The organism is Streptomyces sp. ISL-12, from assembly GCF_018614415.1.
Lineage (GTDB): Bacteria > Actinomycetota > Actinomycetes > Streptomycetales > Streptomycetaceae > Streptomyces.
Window position 1 is genome coordinate 62,055 of record NZ_JAGGOO010000041.1, and the last position, 23,217, is coordinate 85,271.

At 70.6% G+C, this 23,217-nt stretch carries 13 protein-coding genes; 6 read left to right on the forward strand and 7 right to left on the reverse strand.

Annotation, left to right across the window (positions count from 1 at the left end; translation table 11 throughout):
• Positions 1-9 precede the first annotated feature (9 nt).
• Entirely contained in the window at positions 10-7,698 is a 7,689-nt protein-coding gene (locus J7I94_RS12370; RefSeq protein WP_308114552.1) for a polymorphic toxin-type HINT domain-containing protein, read from the reverse strand.
• Between the two features lie 565 nt (positions 7,699-8,263).
• Here J7I94_RS12370 and J7I94_RS12375 point away from each other — a divergent pair.
• The gene (locus J7I94_RS12375) at positions 8,264-11,791 is read left to right on the forward strand and encodes an FG-GAP-like repeat-containing protein (protein WP_215167102.1); all 3,528 of its coding nucleotides are present in this window, start codon (positions 8,264-8,266) and stop codon (positions 11,789-11,791) included.
• Positions 11,792-11,860: 69 nt separating this feature from the next.
• Here the strand turns inward: J7I94_RS12375 and J7I94_RS12380 are convergent, their stop codons facing one another.
• Complete coding sequence (locus J7I94_RS12380) at positions 11,861-12,334, reverse strand: DUF3237 domain-containing protein (protein WP_215167103.1); 474 nt, start codon at positions 12,332-12,334, stop codon at positions 11,861-11,863.
• A 14-nt stretch (positions 12,335-12,348) separates the two neighbouring features.
• A complete protein-coding gene (locus J7I94_RS12385) occupies positions 12,349-12,888 on the reverse strand; it encodes a phenolic acid decarboxylase (protein ID WP_285442553.1) in 540 nt (179 codons plus the stop codon).
• Positions 12,889-13,013: 125 nt separating this feature from the next.
• Here J7I94_RS12385 and J7I94_RS12390 point away from each other — a divergent pair, with 125 nt between their 5' ends.
• The 5 genes from J7I94_RS12390 (at position 13,014) to J7I94_RS12410 (ending at position 18,470) form a co-directional block, all read left to right on the forward strand.
• Positions 13,014-13,553, forward strand: a complete 540-nt coding sequence (locus tag J7I94_RS12390; RefSeq protein ID WP_215167104.1) for a MarR family winged helix-turn-helix transcriptional regulator — start codon at positions 13,014-13,016, stop codon at positions 13,551-13,553.
• 187 nt (positions 13,554-13,740) lie between these two features.
• Positions 13,741-14,319, forward strand: a complete 579-nt coding sequence (locus J7I94_RS12395) for a SigE family RNA polymerase sigma factor (RefSeq protein WP_215167105.1) — start codon at positions 13,741-13,743, stop codon at positions 14,317-14,319.
• Positions 14,320-14,321: 2 nt separating this feature from the next.
• Positions 14,322-15,176, forward strand: a complete 855-nt coding sequence (locus J7I94_RS12400) for a hypothetical protein (protein WP_374198380.1) — start codon at positions 14,322-14,324, stop codon at positions 15,174-15,176.
• Positions 15,177-15,265: 89 nt separating this feature from the next.
• Positions 15,266-16,096, forward strand: a complete 831-nt coding sequence (locus tag J7I94_RS12405; protein ID WP_215167107.1) for a pectate lyase — start codon at positions 15,266-15,268, stop codon at positions 16,094-16,096.
• 178 nt (positions 16,097-16,274) lie between these two features.
• A complete protein-coding gene (locus J7I94_RS12410; RefSeq protein WP_215167108.1) occupies positions 16,275-18,470 on the forward strand; it encodes a family 43 glycosylhydrolase in 2,196 nt (731 codons plus the stop codon).
• 2 nt (positions 18,471-18,472) lie between these two features.
• On the opposite strand, the gene J7I94_RS12415 is transcribed toward J7I94_RS12410, so the two are convergent.
• From J7I94_RS12415 to J7I94_RS12430, 4 genes are read right to left on the reverse strand one after another with little or no spacing between them, the layout of a single operon-like run.
• Positions 18,473-19,585, reverse strand: a complete 1,113-nt coding sequence (locus J7I94_RS12415) for a chondroitinase-B domain-containing protein (RefSeq protein ID WP_215167109.1) — start codon at positions 19,583-19,585, stop codon at positions 18,473-18,475.
• Positions 19,586-19,622: 37 nt separating this feature from the next.
• Entirely contained in the window at positions 19,623-20,795 is a 1,173-nt protein-coding gene (locus tag J7I94_RS12420) for a dienelactone hydrolase family protein (RefSeq protein ID WP_215167110.1), read from the reverse strand.
• Complete coding sequence (locus J7I94_RS12425) at positions 20,782-22,059, reverse strand: polysaccharide lyase family 1 protein (RefSeq protein ID WP_215167111.1); 1,278 nt, start codon at positions 22,057-22,059, stop codon at positions 20,782-20,784. Before J7I94_RS12425 ends, J7I94_RS12420 begins: the two co-directional genes overlap by 14 nt.
• Positions 22,052-23,158 (reverse strand): pectinesterase family protein, encoded by a 1,107-nt coding sequence (locus tag J7I94_RS12430; RefSeq protein WP_215167112.1) that lies wholly within the window; start codon positions 23,156-23,158, stop codon positions 22,052-22,054. The genes J7I94_RS12425 and J7I94_RS12430 overlap by 8 nt, the downstream gene beginning before the upstream one ends.
• Positions 23,159-23,217: the final 59 nt, after the last annotated feature.

The following is a 23,217-nucleotide window of genomic DNA, read 5'->3' on the forward strand; positions in this document are numbered from 1 at the left end:
ACCTCCCAATTACAACAGTCCTCGCCGGATAGCAGTCAGGCCGCGTTTTAGAGCGTTCATACCCGATCGCCTTCCCGCCCGGTCCGGACCGTAGGTGAAGCTGTATGTTACCGGCACTCCCCCTGGGGCGTTCTTCCCGAGCCATGCGCTGCAGTTCTGGTAGTCGGAGCCGCAGGGCTCTAGCTCGGTGTAAATGCCCTTCAGGCTGTCATCGTCGAGGCCCAACGCGGACCATGCCTCGATCGCCAAACGCTCGGAGTGACGGCCGGAGCTGCGTCGTACTATGTAGTCCATCGCCCCTTCCCCGTTCTCATAGGCGACGACAGCCACGTTCCTGCCGCCCGACAACCACCCGTTGTCCTTGCGTGCCTGGATAGCAACTCGGCTGAGGTTGTCACCACCGTACTCGACCTGGGTAGCACCGCAATTATGGACAAGGACAGCGGATTCGCCCGCGAGAACGTAATAGGTGTGCAGGTCGCTGACGGTCAGGTTATGAACCGTCGCCCGCTGCGCCGTCCACCGTTCGATCGCCGTGATCTGGACGTACGTGCCGGCGCTGGTGCGCAGCCACTGGCCGGTCTTCAGGTCGGTGGCGTCGATCCACTCGCCCAGTTCGGGGACCCAGAAGGGGTGTCCGTCGGTGGCCGTGACCTCGGCGGTGGTGCCGTCGGGGGTGGTGATCTCGACCTTGACCAGGTGCTTGACGCCCTCGCCGAGGATCTCGGCGGTGACCGTCTCCACGGCCGTCTCGCCGGTCTCCGGGTCGGTGGCCAGGACCTTGTCGCCGTTCTCGATGTCCTCGATGGGCTTGGTGGTGCCGTCGGCCATCAGGACGAGGGTGCCGGGCACGAAGCTGTTCGGTTTCTTGCAGCCGATGCCTTCCCCGGAGGATTCTGACGACTCCCGGGTTTTGCCCGACGACTCGTCCTTGGCCCTGGCCTGCCGCGGTTTCGGCTCCGCCTTCTTCGCCGCCGCCTTCTGCGTCTTCTGGACGGCGTTGCCCGTCTTCCGCGCGGCTGCCTTGGCCTTGCGGGTGGCCGCCTCCTTGGCCTTCTTGCGCAGTTGGGCCGCCCGTTCGGCCGCCTTGCGCTTGGCCTCCTTCGCCTTGCGGGCCAGTTCGCGGGCCTTCTTGGCCATTTCGATGATCTTGCGGGCCTTCTCCTTGGCCTTCATCCACGCGTTGACCGCGCTCGCGATCCGCGACGCCGCCTTGATGACCGAGGGGATCTTGGTCAGTTTCGTCCACGGGATCGCCTGGATGAACAGGCTGCCGCACGCCCACAGGTCACCCCGGGAGAAACAGCCGACCACGTCGTTCCAGCCGATGAAGTCCTTCAGCGCGGCCCAGCCGACCGAGAGGATGACGTCCGCCAGGGAGGTGTTCAGTTGGTTCTTCGCCCAGGCCTCCGCCGAGGCCGAGGGGCCGCCGTACTCGCTCGTGCCGCCCTCCGACGCCAGGCCGGTCGGGTCGGCGAAGGTGACCGGGTTGTTCTCGCAGTAGACGTACCCGTTCATCTGGACCGGGTCCTCCAGGTCCAGGACCGGGTCGGCGGAGAGGAAGCGGCCCGTGTCCGGGTCGTACTCGCGGGCGCCCAGGTGGACCAGGCCGCTGCTCGCGTCGTCGCCGCCGCCGACGTAGCTCCGGTGGGAGCGCCACGTCGTCGACTCGGTGCGTTCCGCGCCGAACGGGTCGGTCTTGGAGAACTTGACCTTGTTGCCGGAGGCCAGCTCCACGTTGGCGTACGCGGTGCCGTTCTGGTCGGTGATCTGGACGGACAGGGACGAGGCGCTGGTGCCCTGCGCGTAGCGCATCACCGTCGGGGCGCCCGCCTGGGAGTAGTAGCGCTCGGTGTAGGCGGGGGCGCCGGCCGCGTTGACCGAGATCGTCGACTCGCCCAGGTACAGGGTGCGTTCGGTGTTCGAGATCGCCATCAGGCGGGAGCCGTCGCCGCCGTAGACGTACGTCGTCTCGTTGTCCGGCAGCCACTGCTGGTTGGCGCCGGTGCCGCAGGTGTTCAGTTGCAGGTCGGTGCCGTCGGCCGAGTTGGACGACGGGACGTCCAGGCACTTGCCCGACGCGACGTGCTTCAGGGTCCCGGTGGCGGTCGCCGTCCACTGCTGGGCCGCCGCGCCCGTGCAGTCGGCGATGACGACCGCCGTGCCGTTCGCGGTGGCGCCGCCCTTCGGGACCGCGCACTTACCGAGGATCTTCAGGGCGCCGGTCGACGGGTCGGCCGTGGAGGCCGAGTCGATGCGGAACTTCTGGGCCTTGCTGCCGTTGCAGGAGTACAGCTGGAGCGGGGTGCCGGCCGTCGTCAGCGCGCTGGACAGGTCCAGGCACTTGTCGGCCAGGCCCTGCCAGGCGCCGGCGCCGTTTTCGCCGAAGCCGGTGATCTTCTCGACCTGGCCGTCCCAGGTCCAGGCCAGGGCCTGTTCCGATCCGTCGTACGTGCGGGTGGTCGTGTTGCCCGCGTCGTCGTACGTCAGGGTCGTCGCCTCGGTGACCTGGGCGCCGGAGACCGCCTTGTAGGTCGAGGACATGCCGGTCAGGGTGTGCGGCTGGGTGCCGTCCGCCTTGCCGTAGGTGTAGGAGGTAGTGGCGTCGGCGGTGGTGTCCAGGCCGGGGTCGTGCTCGACCAGCTTGGTGCGGTTGCCGAGGGCGTCGTACGCGTAGCTCTGCCAGTAGCCGCTGTTGGCGTCGGTGACGTTGGTCGTGCCGTCCGAGTAGCTGGGGGCGGCTGTCTCCTTGCCGGTGACCTTGCACGCGGAGGGTGCGGTCCACGCCTCGGTGAGCTGGCCCAGTGCGTCGTAGTCGAAGCACTGGAGGTCCGTGACCTCGTTCGCGCGGTCGGCGATGGAGGTGACGTTGCCGGCCGGGTCGTAGGTGTAGCTGCGGGCGTTGACGCGGTGGCCGGTGACGGCCGTGGTGTCGCTGGTCGACTCGCGGTCCACGATGGCCTGGGTCAGTTCGCCCGTCGCCTCGTCGAAGAGGTTCGTCGTCCAGACCCGGTTCGGGTTCTCGCCGCTGACCGTCCGCAGGACCTGGCCGTACGGGGAGTACGAGGTGTCCGCGGTGTACCAGTCGGTGCCGGAGGTGGAGACCGGCAGGCCGTCCTCGTTGTAGCGGACCACCAGCTTCTCGGCGGGCAGGGTGCCCACGGCGGGGAGGTTGGTCGCCTCCAGGACGCCCAGGTCCGAGTACTCGAAGCTGTAGCGGTACGTCGGCTCCAGGCCGTAGGCCATGGCTACCGACTCGGGGATGGTGATCTCCTGGCCGGTCGGCTGGTAGTCGGCGGTGTAGCCGGTGACCGCGGTGGTGTAGGCGAGGCCGTCGGTGTAGCGGGTCTGCGAGGTGGGCAGGCCGGCGCCGCCGATGAGGGTGTCGTAGACCGTCTTGGCGAGGAGGGTGCCGGTGGCCGAGCCCTCGCGCTGCTCAATGGGACGGGAGAGCTTGTCGTAGACCGTGGCGACGGTGGTGTTCTCGTCCGCGACCAGCGTGGGGCGGTCCAGGTTGTCGTACTTGGTGGTCGTCGTGCCGGTGTCCGGGTCGACCGCCTTGGTCTGCCGGCCACGGGCGTCGTACGTCCAGCTCCAGGTGTTGCCCTCGGAGTCCTCCGCCTTCACCTGGTCGCCGCGCTCGTCGAACGTGTAGGTCGTCGAGCGGTGCGCGGCGCGCAGCGCGTCCGTGAACGTGTCGACGCGGACCGTGCGGCCCAGGGCGTCGGACCAGGTGCGCTGGGCGGTGGCGCCCTCGGGGTTGATGACGGTGGAGTAGTCGAGGCCGTACTCGTTGGTGGTGGCCTTCTCCTCGGCCTCCTCGCCGTTGAGATACGGCGTCTCGGTGAGGGTGCGGCCCAGGCCGTCGTAGGAGTACAGGGTGGCGTTGGGGACCTGGTAGTCCGAGGCCAGCTCGAACAGGACCGTGGAGGGGTCGCCGACGTCGTAGTACGCGTTGTTGGTCTGGGCGATGGTGCCGTTGGCGCTGTAGAGGATGTCGGTGATCAGGCGTCCGCCGCCGACCGCCGGGTCCTGCTTCTGGCGTTCCCGGCCGAGGCCGTCGTAGATGACGGTGGAGACGTCGTAGTCGCCGTCGTCGGTGAGGGACTCGGTGGTCACCGAGACCGGCTGGCCGATGGTCGTGTCGTAGGTGAACTTCGCCGACGGGGACTCGGACGTCGGGCGGGAGGGGGCCCACATCCGGGCGGCGCGGCCGAGGGCGTCGTACTCGTACGTCGTCGTCCGGCCGTTGATGTCCTCCTCGGTGAGGGAGACTCCGCGGCCGGGCTCGACCGTGGTGATCTCCTCCTGGCCGAGCGCGTTGGCGGTCTTGATCTGGAAGACCTGGCCGTCGTCGGGGACGTACGTCGTGACGTCCTTGTTCGTCTCGTCGTTCTCGGCGATGGCCTCGGCGTTGCGGGTGACCGTGGTGCGGCCGTAGCCGTCGTAGGTGACCTCGCCGTCCTTCACCCAGCCGCCGCCGTCACCGGTGATCGCCCAGGTGGTGGTGGCGTTGCCGGTGGTGGGGGCGTCGCCGTACGCGCCGCCGTCGTAGGCGACGCGGGAGCCGTCGATCCAGTCGGCGGCGGTCGCGGTGCCGGCCTCGTCGCAGGTGCCGGCGGTGGTCAGGGTCTGCTTGGCGAGGCCGATGAGGTGCTTGGCGGTGTTGTGGACGTACGACATGACCGTGCAGGTGTCGTCGTCCGGGTTGTCGCTCGCGGGGTCGGGCGACCAGTCGTTGTACTCGGTGACCTCGGTGGGCAGGCCGTAGGTTTCGTCGTACTCCGTGGCCGTGTAGAGGACGCGGGTCGTGCGCTTGTCGTCGCCGGTGCCGGAGGACCGGGTGTAGGTGAGCGACTCGGGGACCGTGATGCGCCAGGCCTTGAGGTCGGGAATGCCTCCGGAGCGGCTGCGGGAGGCCAGCAGCAGGGCCTTCGGCTTGTCGACCGTCCGGGTCAGCCAGTCGTCGGCGCCGGCGGTGGCCGAGGCGTATGTGAGGGTCTCGGCGACGCGGCCGGTGAAGGGTTCCTTGTCCTCCGCGATGACCGCGTCGGCGGCGTCCCTGACGGTGACCGAACGGGTGCTGCCGTCGGGAAGCTTGTCGCCGTCCATGCCGCGGAAGTAGCGGGTCTCGGTCATGCCCCGCTCGGTGGACATCAGCGGGGTGTCGCTGTCGTCGCCGGTGTAGGTGCGGACCCGGGCGAAGCCGCGCCACTGGTCGTAGGTGCGGGTCTTCTTCTTGGAGAACTCCGCCTGGTTCAGCGCCCAGGCGCCGCCGTCGAGGTACTCGTACGTGGTGGTGACCGGGTCGACGCCGGTGAGGGCGGGGAGTTCCTGGACGGACTCGACGACGTACTTGTGGAACCAGTCGATGGTCTCCACGTCGGGGTCGGCGTTCCAGTACACCGGGAAGCACAGGCCGGTGTTCTCCTCGGGCTTCGGGAAGCCGCTGCCGGTCTTGCAGGCGCCGGTCGGTGCCTTGTAAGTGACGACGGTCTCGCCGCCGTACTCGCTGACGACCCGGGCGACGCGCAGCCGGTCGAAGGCGGGGTTGGGGTCGTTCGCGCCTTCCTTGACCCGGTTGGGCATGGGCTGGCTGTTGGCGAGGAACTGCACCGGGTTCAGTGCGATGGCTTCGGAGTCCGTGCCGTAGCCGGTGCGGGTGATGGACTCCAGCCAGAGGGCGGTGCCCTCGTCGGTGAGGTCGGCGGGCAGGGACTGCTGGAGGGTCCAGCTGTCCACCTTGGACAGGGCGGTGGAGCCCTGGGTGCGCTGCGTCAGGGTGGTCACCTGGGCGAGGCGCTTGCGCGACCAGAAGGTGGGGACCGGGACGTAGCACTCCTTGCCGGCGGCGCAGTACAGGTCGGCCGGGGTGTCGTACCAGATGCGGTTCTTGGCGAAGTCACCGGAGGCGAAGTTGTCGTTCTCGTCGCCGGACTTGGTGCAGGTGATGTCGCCTTCCTTGAAGCAGCGCTCGTCGACGTCGAAGGCGACCCGGGAGATCGGGTCGGCGTACGGCTCGTCCGCCTTCAGGCCGTAGTCGATGCGCTTGAGGTAGCCGCCGCGGTCGTAGGAGACGGGCGTCTTGAACTTGTTGTTCTGGGCGTAGTGGTTGGTCTCCTTCGCCCACCACAGGGTCATCGCGTTGCCGTCGGTGTCGACGACGAAGTCGAGGTTCCAGCGCCAGGCCTGGTCGCAGAAGGAGCCCGCGAAGTCACCCGCCTGGTAGCAGGGTTCCTTGTCCTGATTGCCGGCGACCGGAACCGTCAGGACCGAGTCCGTCACCGGGTCGCCGCTCGCCCAGTCGTCGTCCAGCTTGTGCTTGCCGAAGTAGTACTGGGTGCCGTCGCGGGTGGTGACCCGCCAGTACTCGCCGTCGGCGTCGCCGTTGCCGAGGCCGGTGTCCCTGAGCAGTTCGACGCGGGAGCCGTCGCCGCTCGCGGTGACCCAGGCGTCACCGTACGGGTCGGCCTTGTCGGGCAGGACCAGTTCGGTGGTGGTGCCGCCGAGGGTGAGGGTGGCGTTGTACGAGCCGAAGCAGAGGTCGCTGGTCTTCTTCTTGTTGTTGCCGCCGGTCATGTCGTCGCGGCAGGAGGTGTACGTGCGGGTGATGGAGCCCGCGTTGTACTCCCAGCCGTCGCCGATCCAGGAGGGCTGGTTGTTGGAGGCGGACGTACGGCCGTCCACGACCTGGGAGTTGTAGCCGAAGGAGACCGCCGGGGACGGGCCGCCCGGCACGCTCGGGGTCTGGAGGGTGTACGAGTAGCTGAAGCCGCCGGCATTGCCGCCGGCCGACCAGGACCCGGCGCTGACCAGCGGAGTCGCGCCGAAGTCGCCCTTGGAGCCGGAACCGGAGTCGGTCGCGAGCAGGACGGAGGAGCCGGAGCCGTCGGCGGTCGCGGCGGCGAGGGAGGCCAAGGGGGTGCCGCCGGTGGTCTTCCCGGTGCGGTACACGCCGTCCGTGACGGTGCCCTCGGTGGAGGAGGCCGCCGTGGAGGCCGTCTCCTCGGAGGTGCCGCCCGCCGCCAGCGCCTCGGTGGCCACGGTCGCCTCGATGCGCCGCTCGTACACCGGGTTGCCGTCGGCGTCCGTGCCGGTCTGCTCGACCACGTTGTCGGTGGTGACCTCGGACGGCTCGGAGCAGCCCTCGGTGTCCGGGGCGGTCAGGAAGCACGCCGGGTACTGCGCGAACGACAGCCGGTCCGCCCAGTTGGCGCCGTACAGCTCGGAGAAGTCGCTGTAGTCCAGGGCGATCACGGCGTCGCCGGTGGCCTCGGCGGGCGGGGTGACGGTGAGGGCCACGCCCTCGATCGTGGTGGCGGCCAGTTCGTCCTGGCCGGCGAGTGTGACCTGCCACTGGCCCTCCAGGGCGGCGGCCTCGGTCGCGGTGGCGGTCTCGGGAGCGCCCACCTCGACAGGAAGGGCGGTGCCGTCCTCCTGGACGAGCGGGACCATCTCTCCGGGGGTGAGGCCGGTGAGGTCCTGGGCGGCCGAGCCGCGGGCGGGGGCGGTGACGTTGCTCGGGTCGTACTCCACGGGCTGCTCGGCCTCGGCCGTGGTCAGTTCGGCGAGCTGCCCGCCGTTCTCGCCCTCGGCCTGCTCCGGCTCGGGGAGGTCGACCAGGTCGACACCGCTGCGGTCGTCGTCCGGCGGCAGCGCGTAGGCGGCGGGCAGGATGCCCATGGTCAGGGCGACCACGGTCGAACCGATGACGGCGACGCGTATCCGCGCCCGTCTGCGGCGCTCGGCGCGCGTGCGAACGCGCTCCTGCCTGCCGCTCCACGACAGTGATCCCCACACAGCGGCAGCCCCCGCGCACACAGTTCCGTCCAATGTCGATCACGAACTTTCCGGCACCCCTTCACGAAAAGTCAACAAGTCCTGGAGAGCTGGTGATCTAGGTCACATGCATAATTCCTGCGGCATTCAATAAAGGCTGTTCAGCCCGCTCAAGATGTGCGAGACCAGACCAAAGAGAGCCCAATTCACCATCAAGCAAGGGTAAATAGCGATCGTTTGACCCGACTGTCCCGTCACGTGAACCTCCTGGTCAGGCACGCAAGTTGGACACGTGGCCGAAAAAGATCGTTCCGTCGGGCGAGTCGGCGAGCAAAGACCCAAAGCCGGGTGTGGCGCAACCTCGCCGCATCGGTCATGCTCTGTGCTCGTTTCCTGGACCGACCCTTCACCACGGCCGGAGACACAAAGGGAACTCACAGAATTCCGGGGGTTTCGGAATTCCAGGGGGAGGGGACGCAGCACCATGGAACGTCGTCGCTTCGGCCTGCCCGCGTCCGGACGCGGACGGGCAGGGGTGGGCGCACTGGTCGCCGGCGCGCTGGGCGTCGGACTGCTCACCGTCCCGCTCCTCCACACGTCCGACGGCACCGACGGACGGGCCGGCTCCGAGAAGGCCGCCGCGCGTCCGCTGACCGAGGAAACCGCTCAGGAGCAGGCCGTCAGCAGGGGTGAGCGGGTGGAGGTCGGCACGCTGCGCGACGAGACCTCCGAGACCTACGCCCGCCCCGACGGGAGCTTCGAGACGGTCGTGCACGGGGCGCCGGTACGGGCGAAGGTGAACGGGGTCTGGAAGTCCATCGACACGACCTTGACGCAGGTGGCCGGGGGCGGATGGGCGCCCAAGGCCAGCGCTGAACCCGTCGTGTTCTCCGGCGGCGCCGGCGCGGGCACCGGGAACCGGGCGGCGAACCGCGGCTCCGCGTCCGCGGTCCGCCCGGCGGTGTTCACGGCCGACGGCGGGAACGCCCTCCGCGTCGCCGACGCCACCGAGGGCTACACCGCATTGGCCACCCTGACCAGCGCCGGGCACGAGATTACGCTGAGCTGGCCGGGCTCGGTGCCCGAGCCGGTGGTGAGCGGGCCCAGCGCCCTGTACCGGGACGTGTTCGACGGGGTCGACCTGATGCTGACCGCGCAGGCCGACGGCTTCAGTCACGTACTGATCGTGCACAGCGCCGAGGCGGCCGCCGGTCCGGCGCTCGCCGAGCTGTCGTACGGCCTGTCCTCCCCCGGCCTGACCTTCCACCTGGACCCGGTCACCAAGGTCGTCAGCGCCAAGGACCGCGACGGTGAGGAGTTCGCCTTCTCGCCCACGCCCTACCTGTGGGACTCGGCGGGCCGCCCCGCCGTCACCGAGGGCGACGATCCCGAGCCGACGGAGAGCGAGCCGGAGCCGGACCCGTCGTACTCGGAGGAGTCGGGGGCACCGGTCGGCGAGGAGCCGGCCGTCCCCGAGGACGGGATGGACACCGACGCCCCGACGGAGACCGCGTCCGCCGAGCCCGCACCGGCGGCATCCGGCACCACCCCGTCCAGCGAGGCCACCGAGACGGATCCCGCCGACACCGCGTCCGCCGGTCCGGCGAGCGCCGGGGAGACGGCCGGCGGCGGCACGACGGGCGTCCGGCAGGCCGCGTACGCGGACGCCGCCCCCGCCTCGCTGACGGACGAGGAGGTGTTCGCGCTCGCCGGACTCGCCGGGCCCGACCCCGGTACGCACATGGCGGTCGCCGGTGCCGCACTGACCGATCCCGGCGCGGCCTCCACCGGTCTGTCGATCACGCCGGACAGCGATCTGCTCACCGCCGAGGACACCGTCTACCCGGTCTTCATCGACCCCACGATCTACGGCAAGACGAAGAACTGGACGACGGCGTACAAGAAGTACCCCAGCTCCAGCTTCTACGACGGCGCCAACTACAACAGCGGCACCACCGAGGCCCGCGTCGGCTACGAGTCGACCACCTGGGGTCTGTCGCGCTCCTTCTTCCGGCTGGGCTGGAGCACGAACCTGAAGGGAGCCGTCGTCTCGTCGGCCACCCTCTCACTGCGGGAGACGTACTCCTGGTCCTGCTCCAGCCGTGAGATGCAGGTGTGGACCACCGGGTCCATCTCGTCCAGGACGACGTGGAACAACCAGCCGGACTGGAAGTCGGAGATCGGCACCAAGTCCTTCGCCCACGGCTACAACTCCTCCTGCCCCGACGCCTACGTGGAGTACAGCGCCAAGGCGGCCACCCAGGACGTCGTCGACAGCGGCGGTCAGACGATGACCATCGGGCTGCGCGCCACCACGGAGGACTCCGCCTACTCCTGGAAGAAGTTCCGCGCCGAGGGGGACAGCGCCCCCAAGCTGAAGATCGTCTACAACCGCAAGCCGAAGACGCCGAGTTCGGTGAAGCAGTCCCCCGGCGGGACCTGTGACTACACCACGCCGTACGTGCGCATCGGCAAGCGGGATCTCGTCCTGTCGGCGAAGTCCTCCGACGCGGACGACACCTCCACCCGGCAGGACCTGCAGTACCTGGACTTCGAGCTGTGGCGGACCGGCTACGGCGACGACAAGATCGTCGACAAGAACGCCACGGTGACCAGCACCGGCACGGCGTCGGTCACCGTGTCCAAGTCGCAGTTCACCAACGGGTACCAGTACTCCTGGCGGGTCCGCGCGATCGACTCGTCCGGAGCGGCCTCCGCGTACTACCCCACGAAGAGCCCGAACGTGTGCCGGTTCGTCTACGACAGCACCATGCCGAACGAGCCGATCGTGTCCTCCGACGACTACCCGGCCGCCGACGAGGACGGGAGCGTCTGGTCGGAGGTGAAGTTCGGGACGTCCGGCAAGTTCACCTTCGCCCCGGACGAGGACAAGGACGTCACCCGCTTCGACTACTCCTTCAACAGCACGAGCTACGACGAGAGCGAGGAGGTCCCGGCGGGCCAGTCCGTCACCCTGCCCCTGCCCCCGCCCACCGCGGGCCCCAACGTGCTGTACGTGCGCGCCGTGGACAGCGCCGGCAATCCCTCGCAGGGCACGAAGTACCTGTTCTACGTGACGCCGAGGGACTCCGCGGACGGACCGGGGGACGCCACGGGGGACGGCGTCCCGGACCTGTACGCCATCAGTTCCAACGGCAACCTGACGCTGTACCCGTCCACCAGCGCCGGAGACCTGCACGTCGGCCTGGCGGCCGGTCATGACGACGGCGTCGGTCTGCTCTCCGACAAGGACGGTGACGGCGAGGAACACCTGCCCGGCTACTGGGTGGGCGACGACGGCGCGCCCGCGCTCCTCGCGCACGGCGGTGACGCCCTAGCGGGCGACGGTGTCGGTGACCTCTTCGCCCGGATGCCCGACGGCAAGCTGTACGTGTATCCCGGGGACGGCTACGGCAGCGTCGACATCTCCCGGCGCAGCACGGTCCGGTTGCCCTCCGGTTCGCCCGACCCGGCGACGTTCGACCAGATCATCGTGGGTGACTACGACGCCGACGGCCGGGCCGACATGTTCGCGACGGGGACCGGCGGTGAGCTGTGGGCCTTCGACGGGTACACCGGCGCCACCTTCCTCAGGACGACGAAGATCAATTCGTCGGCGTGGCTGGAGCGGGACCTCGTCTCGGTCGGTGACCACGACAAGGACGGCGCCCCCGACCTGCTGTGGCGCTCCGGCTCCTCCAGCCGCCTGTACCTGCGGTACGGGGTGAAGGACAGCGCGGGCGGCTCCACCATCGCCTCCCTGTCGACGGCGGCGGCGTCGAAGACCGGGGCCGACGAGGTCTACGCCGAGGGCTGGTCGACGGCCACCGTGCCGGTGACGCACCTTCGCGGCACTCCGGACGTCAACGGGGACGGCATCCCCGACATCTGGGCCCTGTCCAGCTCGGGAAGCGTCTACTTCCACAAGGGCGGTTCCTCCGTCATCGGCAGCGGCGCCGCCGTCATCAGTTCCGCCAGTGAGTGGGGGACGACGAAGCTCGCCTTCGGGTGAGGCGCTGAGCACGTGCGGGGCGTACGGCCGCTGCCGCGCGACGAGGGAGGCGGCGCCGGGAGGCCGGCCTCAGCCGAGCAGGAAGACGTCCAGCTCCACGCTGTCCGGCCGGCGCTCGCCGGTGGCGACGAAGAGGCGTTCGTTGAGCCACGCGAGCCGGCCGGCGGCGGTGGTCAGCCGGGGGTGGCTGCGGAAGTGGATCCGCTCCGGCGCCACCTCCTCGCCCCGGACCAGGGCCGCGATGTCCTCGGGCCGTCCCGAGCGGATCCCGGTGTTGTGCACCGCGATCCGCTCGCCGCGGTCGGTCTCCAGGGCGTACCGGGCGTCCAGTTCCGTCAGGGTCGCGGTGCGCAGGACCTGGTGGTCGGCGCCGCCCGGCAGGACGGTGCCGCGCACCTCGGGCCCCTCGAAGGAGCCGCCGGTCAGGGGCACCAGCCGGCGGTGGCCGTCCGGTGCCTCGCCCAGGTCGTACGGGGCGGCGACGCGCACCGACAGGTGGGCGAAGAAGGTGAGGGGCGGCGCCGGGACGGTGGTGGGCGTCATGGTGTCACCGTCTCTCAGTTGACGCGGTCGGCGAAGCCCTCGGGCAGGCTTTCGGGGCCCACCGCGACGATGCTCTCGTCGTCCTCGCCGACGTGCTCGAACAGGGTGATGCGGGCGAACTCCGGGACGACGTAGATCGGGTAGGTGGGGCCGGCGTCGCGGAAGGCGCGCATCTCGTCCAGGTGCTCGTTCTGGTAGAGCACCGTCCTGCTCCCGTCCTCCTCGATCCAGCGCGGGAAGAAGATCGTGCCGTGCAGGACCCGGCGGCCGGGCAGCACGTTGACGACGACCGAGGTGCCGGTCGGCTCGTTCCAGGAGACCTTGTAGACGTCCTCGGCGAGCCGCACCAGGTCGACCTCCTGGTCCTTGACCCAGCGCCCGCCGACCATGCCGGTGTGGATGCGGTAGTCGATGGTCGTGGCGTTCTTCACGTACATCTCGTACTGCCAGCCGTTGGCGTACGTGTAGATGAACCGGTGCCCGGTGATGCCGGACAGGTCCTGCGGCGGAACGGGGTTCTCGACGGTGGTCGGGGCGTCGGTCGCGGTGCCCATGTGGTGCTCCTCACTCCTGCCTGCCCGCGGACCCTCCGTGCGGGCCGCGGCGCTTCACTACCAGATGATTGTGTCACAAAAACTGTTTGTCACAAAACTATCGGGGCGCAGGTCACAATGGGGCCATGAGCGACAGGGACCAGGCAGCGGGCCGGACGGACGGCCCGGACGCGGCGGGGACACCGGGAGCGGTCCGGGTGGCCACCGGACTGGGCGGACTGCTGGGGCCGCTGCGCCGGGCGGTCCTGCGCGCCACCCGCAACGCCGAGGGGCTGCCGGACCTGCCGGAGGCTCAGATCGAGTTGCTGCGGGCGCTCTCCTCGTCGCCCGAGGGCCTCTCCCCCGGCGCCGCGGCCGCCCGGCTGCGGGTGGCGCCGTCCACCGTGAGCAATCTCGTCCGCACGATGTCCGCCGCACAACTGGTGGAACGGGTCCGTCCGGCGCACGACCAGCGGACGGTGGTGCTCACCGCGTCACGACAGGCCCTGGAGCTGCTCGACCGCTACGACCGGGCCAGCACCGCCGCGCTGGTCCGGATCGTCGAGGAGATGCCCGGCTCCGACCGGGCGGCCCTGGACCGGGCCCTGCCCGCCCTGGACCGGCTGGTCCACGCACTGGAGGAGACGGACGGCGGCACGGCGGGCGGCACCACGCCCGCGCCCTGAACACGACCCGGACGTGACCCCGCCCGCCCACCGGCCGAGCGGCTCGGAGCGGTTCGGATTGGTTCGACCTGTCACACAACGTTCGGCACACCGCACGGAGTTGAGGCCCGACGCTGGTACAGTGCCGCTTCCCGACCCGGCGTACGGCTGTTCGACGTCGGGGAACCGCTGCGAGGAGAGACCGTCCGTGGGCACAGTCGTCGACGACGCCGCCTCCGTGGAGTTCCATGAGTTCTTCGAGCGTCACTACGCCGAACTGTCCCGGCTGGCCCGTCTGTTGACGGGTGAACCGGACATCGCGGACGATCTGGCGGCGGACGCGCTGCTGGCGTTGTGGCACCGCTGGGACCGGGTGCGCGCGGCCGATCATCCGGTGGCGTACGCCCGGGGTGTCGTCGCCAACCTGGCCCGGACCCGGGTGCGCAGCGCGGTGCGGGAGCGGCGGCGGGTCGCGCTGTTCTGGTCGCAGCGCGAGGAGCGGACCGAGAACCCGGACGTGGCGGCCGTGGTCGACGTGCAGGAGGCGCTGCGCTCGCTGCCGTTCCGCAAGCGGGCCTGCGTGGTGCTGCGGCACGCCTTCGACCTCTCCGAGAAGGACACCGCGCTCGCGCTGGGCGTCTCGGTGGGTACGGTGAAGAGCCAGACCTCCAAGGCGATGGCCGAACTCCAGCGACGGCTGGGCACGGAGCGGGCCGCGCTGCGGGTACGCGCGACGGCGCGGAGCGTAGGACAGGGCACCGGCACGGCCGGAGGAGGGAACCGGTGACCGTGCGCGACGGCCACGAGGAGGTGCGCGCCCGGCTGCGGGAGGCGGCCGAGGCGCATGAGCCCGACCGGGCGCGGATGCTGGCCCGGATCGAGCGCGGGATGGCCTCTCCCGCCGGTCACCCGGCGGGGGCGGCCTCCCGCGCCGGACACCGGGCGACGCGCCGGCCCGTGTGGGGCTGGACGCGGGTGGTGGCCGCCACCGCGGCGGTGGCGGGCGTCTTCGGCCTGGGCGCCGGCGCGGTCGCGCTCGCCGTCCGCGGTGAGGACCCCGCGCCCGGGACGGTCGCGGTCTCGCCGACGCCCTCGTCGTCCCCGACGCCCCCGACCGCCCCCAGTACCCCCAGCGTCTCGGCGACGCCCACCACCCCGGTGACCCCCACCGCTCCCACGGCCTCGGCGACCCCCACGCCCCCGGCGACCCCGACGGCACCCACGGCCCCGGCGGCCGGCAACGGCGTGTCGGACGGTCCGCTGTGGTCGGACGGCTCGGTCGACCGGCACAGCAACACGTTCTGGGCGCAGAGCAACGTCACGCTGAAGACGGAGGAGAGCCTGTCCGCCCTCACCGTCCGGCTGCGGATCGCCCAGACCGGCGGGGTCACCTCGGCCGGGGCGTGGCGGTCGCTGCCCGAGGAGGACTTCACGCTGACCGTCGCCGAGGACGACGGCTTCCTCGTCTACACGTGGGTGCTCAAGGAGGGCCGTACGGTCCCGGCGGGCACCTGGGTGTTCGCCGGGCAGTACGACCACGAGCGCGGCGGCCGGGACGCCGGGGACGACACCTACGCGGCGACCGCCGTCTCCGGCTCCCAGGAGCTTTCTATGGACGGCGACTTCGCACCCCAGGACGACTGAGAAAAATCCTTTCGTGAGGACGGCAACCTCTCGCCCCGGTGGCGGCGACCAGGAAACGCAAGAACGTTCCCTCACGCAAGGAACCTTTCATGACCGCACGAACCGACCAGCGCGTCCGTCACCGCCGCGGGGTCACCCGGCGCCGGGCGGTGATCGCCTCGGCCGCCGCGTTCGGCATCACCGGCGCGGCGATCGTCACCACGTCGATGCTGTCCACCGCGGGCGCCGCCTCGTCCTGGCCGACCGCCACCGGCAAGAAGGCCGTCTCCTCGACGATCTCCGTCTCGGGCACCTACGACGGCGGGCTGAAGAACTTCTACGGCTCCGGCGACCTCGGCGGCGACGGCCAGGAGGAGGGCCAGGACCCGATCTTCGAGCTGGCCGACGGCGCCGTCCTGAAGAACGTCATCATCGGCACCCCGGCCGCCGACGGCGTCCACTGCAAGGGCTCCTGCACCCTGCAGAACGTGTGGTGGACGGATGTCGGCGAGGACGCCGCCTCCTTCAAGGGCACCTCGTCCTCGGCGACGTACAAGGTGATCGGCGGCGGCGCGAAGAAGGCCGACGACAAGGTGCTCCAGTTCAACGGCGCCGGGAAGCTCACCGTGACCGGCTTCCAGGTCGAGGACTTCGGCAAGCTGGTCCGCTCCTGCGGCAACTGCTCCAAGCAGTACAAGCGCACCATCGTGCTCAGCGACATCGACGTCACGGCGCCGGGCAAGGCGCTGGCCGGCATCAACACCAACTACGGCGACACCGCCACGCTCTCGGACATCCGCATCCACGGCGACGACGACCGGGACATCGAGACGTGCGTCCGCTACAAGGGCAACAGCTCCGGTGACGAGCCCACCAAGACGGGCTCCGGGGCGGACGGCACGTACTGCAAGTTCGACGACTCGGACATCACGTACGACTGATCCCCCTCCCGCAACTCCCGCATTCCCCCTCTCGGCCGCCCGGAGACTTCTCCGGGCGGCCGGCGAGATTTTCGGAAACTTCCGTACCCGCCACGCCTGTTGACGCCCTGTTCCCCCCTGGTGACACTCCGAGGGCACCCCTCCCCTCAAAACCCACCAGACTCCGACAGGAAACGTCATGCGTCGCCACACCGCCCGCGCGTTCCTGCCCGCCGCCCTCACCCTCCTCCTCTCCCTGCTGCTCACCCTGCTCGCCGCCCACCCAGGAGCGCCGTCCGTGAACCACCCCCGCTACGCCGGTTACCTCTTCGCCTACTTCACCGGCGAGGGCACCGCCGACGGTGAGCAGATCCGCTACGCCCTCAGCCGCGGCAACGACCCGCTGCACTGGCGGGAGCTGAACGGCGGCGAGCCCGTCCTCACCTCCACCATCGGTGAGCAGGGCCTGCGCGACCCGTTCGTGATCCGCGCCCCCGAGGGTGACAAGTTCTACGCCATCGCCACCGACCTGCGGATGTACCGGAACAGCAGCGGCAGCTGGGACGAGGTCCAGCGGCACGGCAGTACGTCGGTCATGGTCTGGGAGTCCACCGACCTGGTGCACTGGACCGACCAGCGGCTGGTGAAGGTCGCCCCGGACAACGCGGGCAACGCCTGGGCGCCGGAGGCGTACTGGGACGCGTCGCTGGACGCGTACGTCGTCTTCTGGGCGTCCAAGCTGTACGCCGACGACGACCCCGGGCACACCGGCTCGACGTACAACAAGATGATGTACGCGACCACGGAGGACTTCCGCACCTTCAGCGAGCCGAAGGTCTGGAGCGACCCCGGTTACTCGGTCATCGACTCCACGGTCGTCGCGCACGAGGGCACCTACTACCGCTACACCAAGGACGAGCGGAACCCGACCTCCAGCACCCCCTGCTCGAAGTTCATCACCGCCGAGAAGTCGACGGAACTCACCGACACGTCCTACGACTTCGTCGCCGACTGCGTCGGCAGCGGTTCGATCGACCGCGGTGAGGGGCCGACCGTCTTCAAGTCGAACACCGAGGAGAAGTGGTACCTGTTCATCGACGAGTACGGCGGCCGGGGCTACGTCCCCTTCGAGACCACCGACCTCGACTCGGGCGAGTGGACGGTGTCCGAGGACTACCAGTTGCCGGCCGGCCCCCGGCACGGCACGGTGCTGCCGGTCACGCAGGAGGAGTACGACCGCCTGCTGACCGCCTACCCGGCCTCGCCGGCGTCGGTGACGGACGTGACGGCCAAGGGGCAGCAGGGGTACGCGATCGTCACCGAGGCGTCCTCGAAGGTCGTGCTGCCCATGGAGCCCGGCACCGACCCGCGCCGCCTCGCACCGAAGCTGTGGACGGCCGAGGGGTCGACCGTCAGTCCGCGCTCCGGTGCCCGCCGTGATTTCCGTGAGCCGCAGACGTACACCGTGACGGCGGCCGACGGCACCCGGCGGGTGTGGACGGTGGAGGCGGTGCCCACGCGCAGCCCGGTGCTGCCGGGGCTCACCGCCGACCCGGACGTGCACTACCTGGACGGCGAGTACTGGATCTACCCGACCACCGACGGCTTCCGGGGCTGGAGCGGCACCCGCTTCTCGGCGTACTCGTCGAAGGACCTGGTGCACTGGCGGGACCGGGGCGTGATCCTGGACCTCGGCCCGGACGTCTCCTGGGCCGACTCCCACGCCTGGGCGCCGGCGATCACCGAGCGCGACGGGAAGTACTGGTTCTACTTCTGCGCCGAGCAGCAGATCGGCGTGGCGGTGGCGGACTCCCCCGCCGGGCCGTTCGAGGACGCCCTCGGCGAGCCGCTGATCGGCAGGACCGACTTCGCGGGCCAGATGATCGACCCGGCCGTCTTCACCGACACCGACGGACAGCCGTACCTGTACTGGGGCAACGGCCACGGCTACGTCGTGCCACTCGGCGACGACATGGTGTCCTTCGACCCGGAGGCGGTCCGGGACATCACCCCGGCGGACTTCCGTGAGGGGTCGTTCGTGATCGAGCGGGGCGGCACGTACTACTTCATGTGGTCCGAGGACGACACCCGCAGCGAGAACTACCACGTGGCCTACGCGACGGGACCGTCCCCGCTCGGCCCGTGGACGAAGCGGGGGACGATCCTGTCCAAGCGGCCGGAGTACGGCATCCTCGGCACCGGCCACCACTCGGTGGTGAACACCCCCGGCACCGACGACTGGTACATCGTCTACCACCGGTTCGCCCTGAACGGCCCCGGCCGGCCCGGCGGCGACGGCACCCACCGGGAGACCACCGTCGACCGGCTGGAGTTCGCCGCCGACGGATCGATCGTCCCGGTGGTGCCGACGCTGGGGTCGGTCCGGGGCCGCTGAGGTCAGTTCATCGTGGCGCCGATGGTCGAGCTGCCCGTCGTCAGGAAGGTGGTGGCGGGCAGCGTGCCGCTGGCGGAACGGGCGTTGTAGACGGTGGTCGCGTCCGTCGACACGAAGGCCGGGGTGGCGATGCCGGAGTCCCAGTTGTTGCCGGCCGAGACGACCGAGGAGCCCTTGCTGACCGAGCCGCTGCCGTTGCTCACGGCGAGGTTCTTGCCGAGCCGGGCGGCGGAGGTGGCGAAGTAGTAGCCCCACTTGGCGTTGGCGTAAGCCGTGGTGCGGTTGATGACGATGGCGCCGGTGTTGGAGTTCTCGGTGAAGCCGTTGCCCTGGTTGTCCCAGGCGGCCGAGTTGTTGACGACGTGCGCGACGACCTCGCCGTCCCCGCCCAGCTTGTAGCCGTTGCCGTCACCCGCGAACGCCGAGTCGGACCAGCGGTTCTTGCCGTTGCCGAAGGCCCAGGTGTGCTCGACGGTGACCGGGGAGGAGAACGACCAGTAGTCCAGGCCGTCGTCGGAGTTGTTGAACAGCCGCGCCCCGGTGATGAGGTTGCCGGTCCCGGAGCCGTACTTCACGGCGATGCCGTCGGCGTTCTCGCCGTGGTTGGCGGCGTCGTAGTGGCCGTACGAGTCGAGGTTGCGGACGGTGTTGTTCACGGTGCCGTCGCCGGTCAGGGTGAAGCCGGAGTCGCCGCCGTTGATGGTCTTGATGTTGTTCCAGTTGGTGCCGGTGCAGGACGTGCAGACGACGGCGCTGTCCGGGGAGTTCTGGAAGGTCATGTTGGAGACGTTCCAGTAGTCGGCGGTCAGCTTGAAGATCCAGTCGCCGTCGGGGAGGTCCGAGCCGTCGATCTTCACGGTCTCCGAGCCGTACGCGGTGAGCGTGACCGGCGCCGAGGAGGTGCCGTTGGCGGTGGACTGGAGGGTGGCGGTCGGGTAGTAGGTGCCGCCGCGGACCTGGATGACGGTGCCGGCGGTGGCGTTCTTGATGGCGTTGGACAGGTCGGTCACGTTGCTGACGACCACGGTGGCGGCCTGCGCCTGGGTGGGGAGGGCGGCGACGCCGGTGCCGAGCGCGAGTGCGGCGACGGCGGTGAGAGCGGTGCGACGAGACATGGTGTGCGGGTCCCTTCTCGTGCGGGTGGGAGGGGGATCAGAGGACGGAGTCCAGCCAGGCGAAGACCTCGTCCTGCATGGGGGCGGTGAAGACGTGGCCGACGCCCGGCCAGAGGTCGGTGCGCAGCCGGTGTCCGGCGCGGCGGGAGTCCCAGACGGCACGCAGCTTCGCGTAGGCCGCCGCCACGCCGTCGGGGGTGAACAGGGTGTCCCGCTCGCCGTCGACGAAGAACATCGGCCGGGGTGCGGCGATGCTCGCCACGTCGGGGATGTCCAGGTGCCGGGCGAGTCCGGGGTGCAGCATGTAGTACGCCGACTGCCCGCGCAGCGTGTTGTTGCCGGGGACCATCATCTCCTTCAGGCCGGTCATCCAGCAGACGCTGACGGCGGCGGCGATGTCGTCGCTGAGGGCGGCGGTCTGCCAGGCCCGGTAGGCGCCCATCGAGAAGCCGACGGCGGCCACCCGCCGGGCGTCGACGCGGTCCAGGCCGGCCAGGAAGCCGGCGGCGCGGGCGTCCTCGCGGGCCATGAGCCCGGCGAGCGAGGAGCCGAGGTTGTAGAGGTTGGCGGCCAGGGCCTGCTGCTGTTCGTAGGTGACGGGGCCGCGGTCGCCCCAGCCGAGGGCGTCCAGGCACAGCACCACATAGCCGCGCCGGGCCAGTTCGTCGCCGACGAACCGGCCGTCGAGGAGCTTGTCCGCCCACGCCTGGGCGGAGGCGAGCCGGGTGCCGTCGTCCCAGGGGGCCCAGGGCCGGACGCACTTCTCCTTGCCGATGTCGAACTTGGCGCCGTGGTCGTGCAGCAGCAGTACGGCGGGGAAGGGCCCGGTGCCGTGCGGGGTGAGCAGGCTGCCGCGCACCCGGGTGTGGCGGGTGAGGGAGAGGGTCACCGACTGGCGCCGGTAGCCGTCGCCCTCGGGTCCCTCGGTGAACTCCGGGTCGTACGGGGTGCCCTGCTGGTCGTCGACGAGGAGGTGTTCCTCGACGGTCCTGCGGGCGGTGCGCCGCCACGCCCGGAAGTCGCGGACCGGCGAGGTGCCCCAGGCGAGCGGGAAGCGCAGCTCGTCCTTGAGGGCCTGGTGGAAGTCGGGAAGGTTGCCGCCCACCAGGTCCTCCGCCCGTGCGGTGCCCGCGCCCGTTCCGGTGAACAGCGCGGCCGTGGCCGCCCCCGCCACGAAGGTGCGGCGGCCCAGGGGTTCACGGGCGGTCATGGGACCTCCCGGTGCCGGCGTGCCGCAGGACGTACCGTTCGACGGCGTGGGCGGAGGTCAGGGCCCGGTGGTCGTAGACGTCGGCCGGGTCCCAGCCCACGTCGTCGGCGAGGCCGAGGCCGCGCGCCACGGCGTCCAGGTGCGCGGGGCGTCCGTTGAACCAGGACCCGGTGTCGTGGAACGCCGTGGCGCCGTAGTCGGCGACGGCGAGCGCGGGGGTGCCGTGCGGGTAGGCGAAGACGTTGCGTTCGGAGAAGACCGCCGACTCGACGCCGGCGCCGAGCGCGTACAGCGTGTCGTCCGCCCGGCCCCGGTAGACGTTGTTGACGACGTGCACCTGCCCGAAGCGGACGCGCGGGGCGCGCTGGGTGATGCCGGTGAAGAGGTTGCGGGCGAAGGTCACCTTCAGATGGCCGCGGTCCCGGTCGCCGCGGCTGTCGCCGGAGCCGATCAGCAGCGCCTTGTCGTGGTCCTCGAAGCGGCTGTCGGAGACGGTGATGAAGTCGGAGCCGTCCTCGATGTCCAGCACCCCGTCGTGCCGCTGGACGTGTTCCCCGTGGAAGCCGGTGGGGGCCTCGCGGTCGGGGAAGCGTCCGTCGGTGAAGACGCAGTGGTCGATCCAGATGTGCGTGCCGGTGATGACGGTCATCGCGTCGAACCGGGCGTTCCAGTTGCCGTTGGTGCCGTCGTCCGGGGACCAGCTGGTGAAGTGGTCGACGGGCGCTTCGAGGCGGAGGTTGCGCACGACGATGTCGGTGCCGGTGTTGACGGTCAGGAAGACGCCGAGCAGCGAGGCGCCGTCCCCGGTGCCGACCAGGGTGGTGTTGCTCTCCACGGTGAGCTGGATCTGCGCCTTCTCGTTGTTCGACCCGGTCTGCCTCAGCTGCCGCTGCCGCTTGCAGTAGTCGTGGCGGGTGTCGGACCAGGTGGTGCCGTCCGCGCCGAAGCAGGACATGTACCGCGTGAGGTCGTAGCCGGGGGCGTAGTCCTGCTCGCCGAGCGACGAACCGTCGTCGGCCTCGTGCCCGTCGATGGTGCCGGCCACCCGGATCACCTTGGGGGCGGTCGGGTCGCCGTCGTTCGCGAGGGCTTCCTTCAGCTCGGCCCGGTTGTGCACCGTCCAGGTCCGGCCGCCCGCCCCGCCGGTGGTGCCGGGACCGGTGGCGGCCCAGCCGACGGGTCCGGGGGCGGCGGCCGAGGCGGGGGCCGAGGGCAGCAGCAGGGCCGCGCAGGCCAGCAGCGCGGCGGTCGCGGCCCTACGCACGGGGCCGCCAGTCGCCCAGGTAGGCCGCCTTGGTGTGGGCCGCGGCCTCGGCGCGGGTGAGCTGGGGCCGGTTCTCCGGGACGGTGACGGCGGCGCCGGGGCCGGTGTTGCGGTACTCCCGGAAGCGCTGGTCCTGCCAGGGGTAGGCGTCGCGCATGTTGGCGTACGGGGCGACCGCGTCGATGCCGGCGCCGAGGCGGGTCTCGCGGACGGTGAGCATCGGGCGGGCGGTGGTGTCGGAGCTGGGCACCCAGGGGCGGGCCAGCTTGTAGTAGCCGTCGGGGGCCTCGCTGCTGATCCGGCTGCCGGTCACCAGGTAGCCGCGCGGGTTGGCGCCCGCCGTGGAGGGCGCGAAGACGAAGCCGTACGGCGCCGCCGCCAGGTCGGTGCGGACCAGCGTGCGGAAGTGGCAGTGCTCGTACACCGCCGTCGCCCGGCCGAAGACGAAGTCGACGTCGCCCTCGACGTAGCAGTGGGCGTAGTACTGGCGGGCGAAGAAGGTGAGGTCGCGGGTGTCGGCGTACAGGGTGTCCTGGTGGCCGAGGAAGCGGCAGTGGTGGAAGGCGGAGCGGTCGCCCTGCACCTTGATCGCGACGGCCTGGGTGCCGGTGTAGTCGGGGTTGTCACTGCGCAGCCAGTCGTTGGCGAAGGTGATCCAGCGGGCGGTGAAGCCGTCGGCGGCGACCGTGGTGGTGGCGGAGCCGCTGGTGCCGTAGGTGCCGGAGCCGTCGGGCCTGGGGGTGCCGGCCGCGTTGTCGTAGACGATGACGGTGTCACGGGGGTCCTCGGAGGCGCCGATCCAGGTGGCCTCGGTGCGGGTGGCGTCGACGGCGACGGTCTCGCGGTAGGTGCCGGGGGCGAGGACCAGGGTCCGGCCGCTGCCGGTGGCGGCGGTGACGGCGGCCTGTACGGAGGTGAAGTCGCCGCGGCCGCGCGGGTCGACGTACAGGGTGCCCGGGGTGAGCCGGGCGGCCGGGGAGCCGTAGCGGCCGAAGGGGCGGCTGCCCGCCGTGGCGGGGGCGGCGGCGAGGCCGAGGGCGGCGCCGGCGCCGGCGGTCGCCAGGAGGAAGGCTCTGCGGGAGGGGACGGGGCGGGACATGCGGGTGCTCCTTCAGAGGCGGGTTCTCGAAGGGGGATCTCCGGTGGGGGACCTCCGGT

Coding starts and splice junctions, on each gene's coding strand:
- J7I94_RS12430 (WP_215167112.1), bottom strand. CDS start 23,158: ATGTCCCGCCCCGTCCCCTCCCGCAGAGCCTTCCTCCTGGCGACCGCC.
- J7I94_RS12385 (WP_285442553.1), bottom strand. CDS start 12,888: ATGGGCACCGCGACCGACGCCCCGACCACCGTCGAGAACCCCGTTCCG.
- J7I94_RS12410 (WP_215167108.1), top strand. CDS start 16,275: ATGCGTCGCCACACCGCCCGCGCGTTCCTGCCCGCCGCCCTCACCCTC.
- J7I94_RS12380 (WP_215167103.1), bottom strand. CDS start 12,334: ATGACGCCCACCACCGTCCCGGCGCCGCCCCTCACCTTCTTCGCCCAC.
- J7I94_RS12405 (WP_215167107.1), top strand. CDS start 15,266: ATGACCGCACGAACCGACCAGCGCGTCCGTCACCGCCGCGGGGTCACC.
- J7I94_RS12375 (WP_215167102.1), top strand. CDS start 8,264: ATGGAACGTCGTCGCTTCGGCCTGCCCGCGTCCGGACGCGGACGGGCA.
- J7I94_RS12390 (WP_215167104.1), top strand. CDS start 13,014: ATGAGCGACAGGGACCAGGCAGCGGGCCGGACGGACGGCCCGGACGCG.
- J7I94_RS12415 (WP_215167109.1), bottom strand. CDS start 19,585: ATGTCTCGTCGCACCGCTCTCACCGCCGTCGCCGCACTCGCGCTCGGC.
- J7I94_RS12420 (WP_215167110.1), bottom strand. CDS start 20,795: ATGACCGCCCGTGAACCCCTGGGCCGCCGCACCTTCGTGGCGGGGGCG.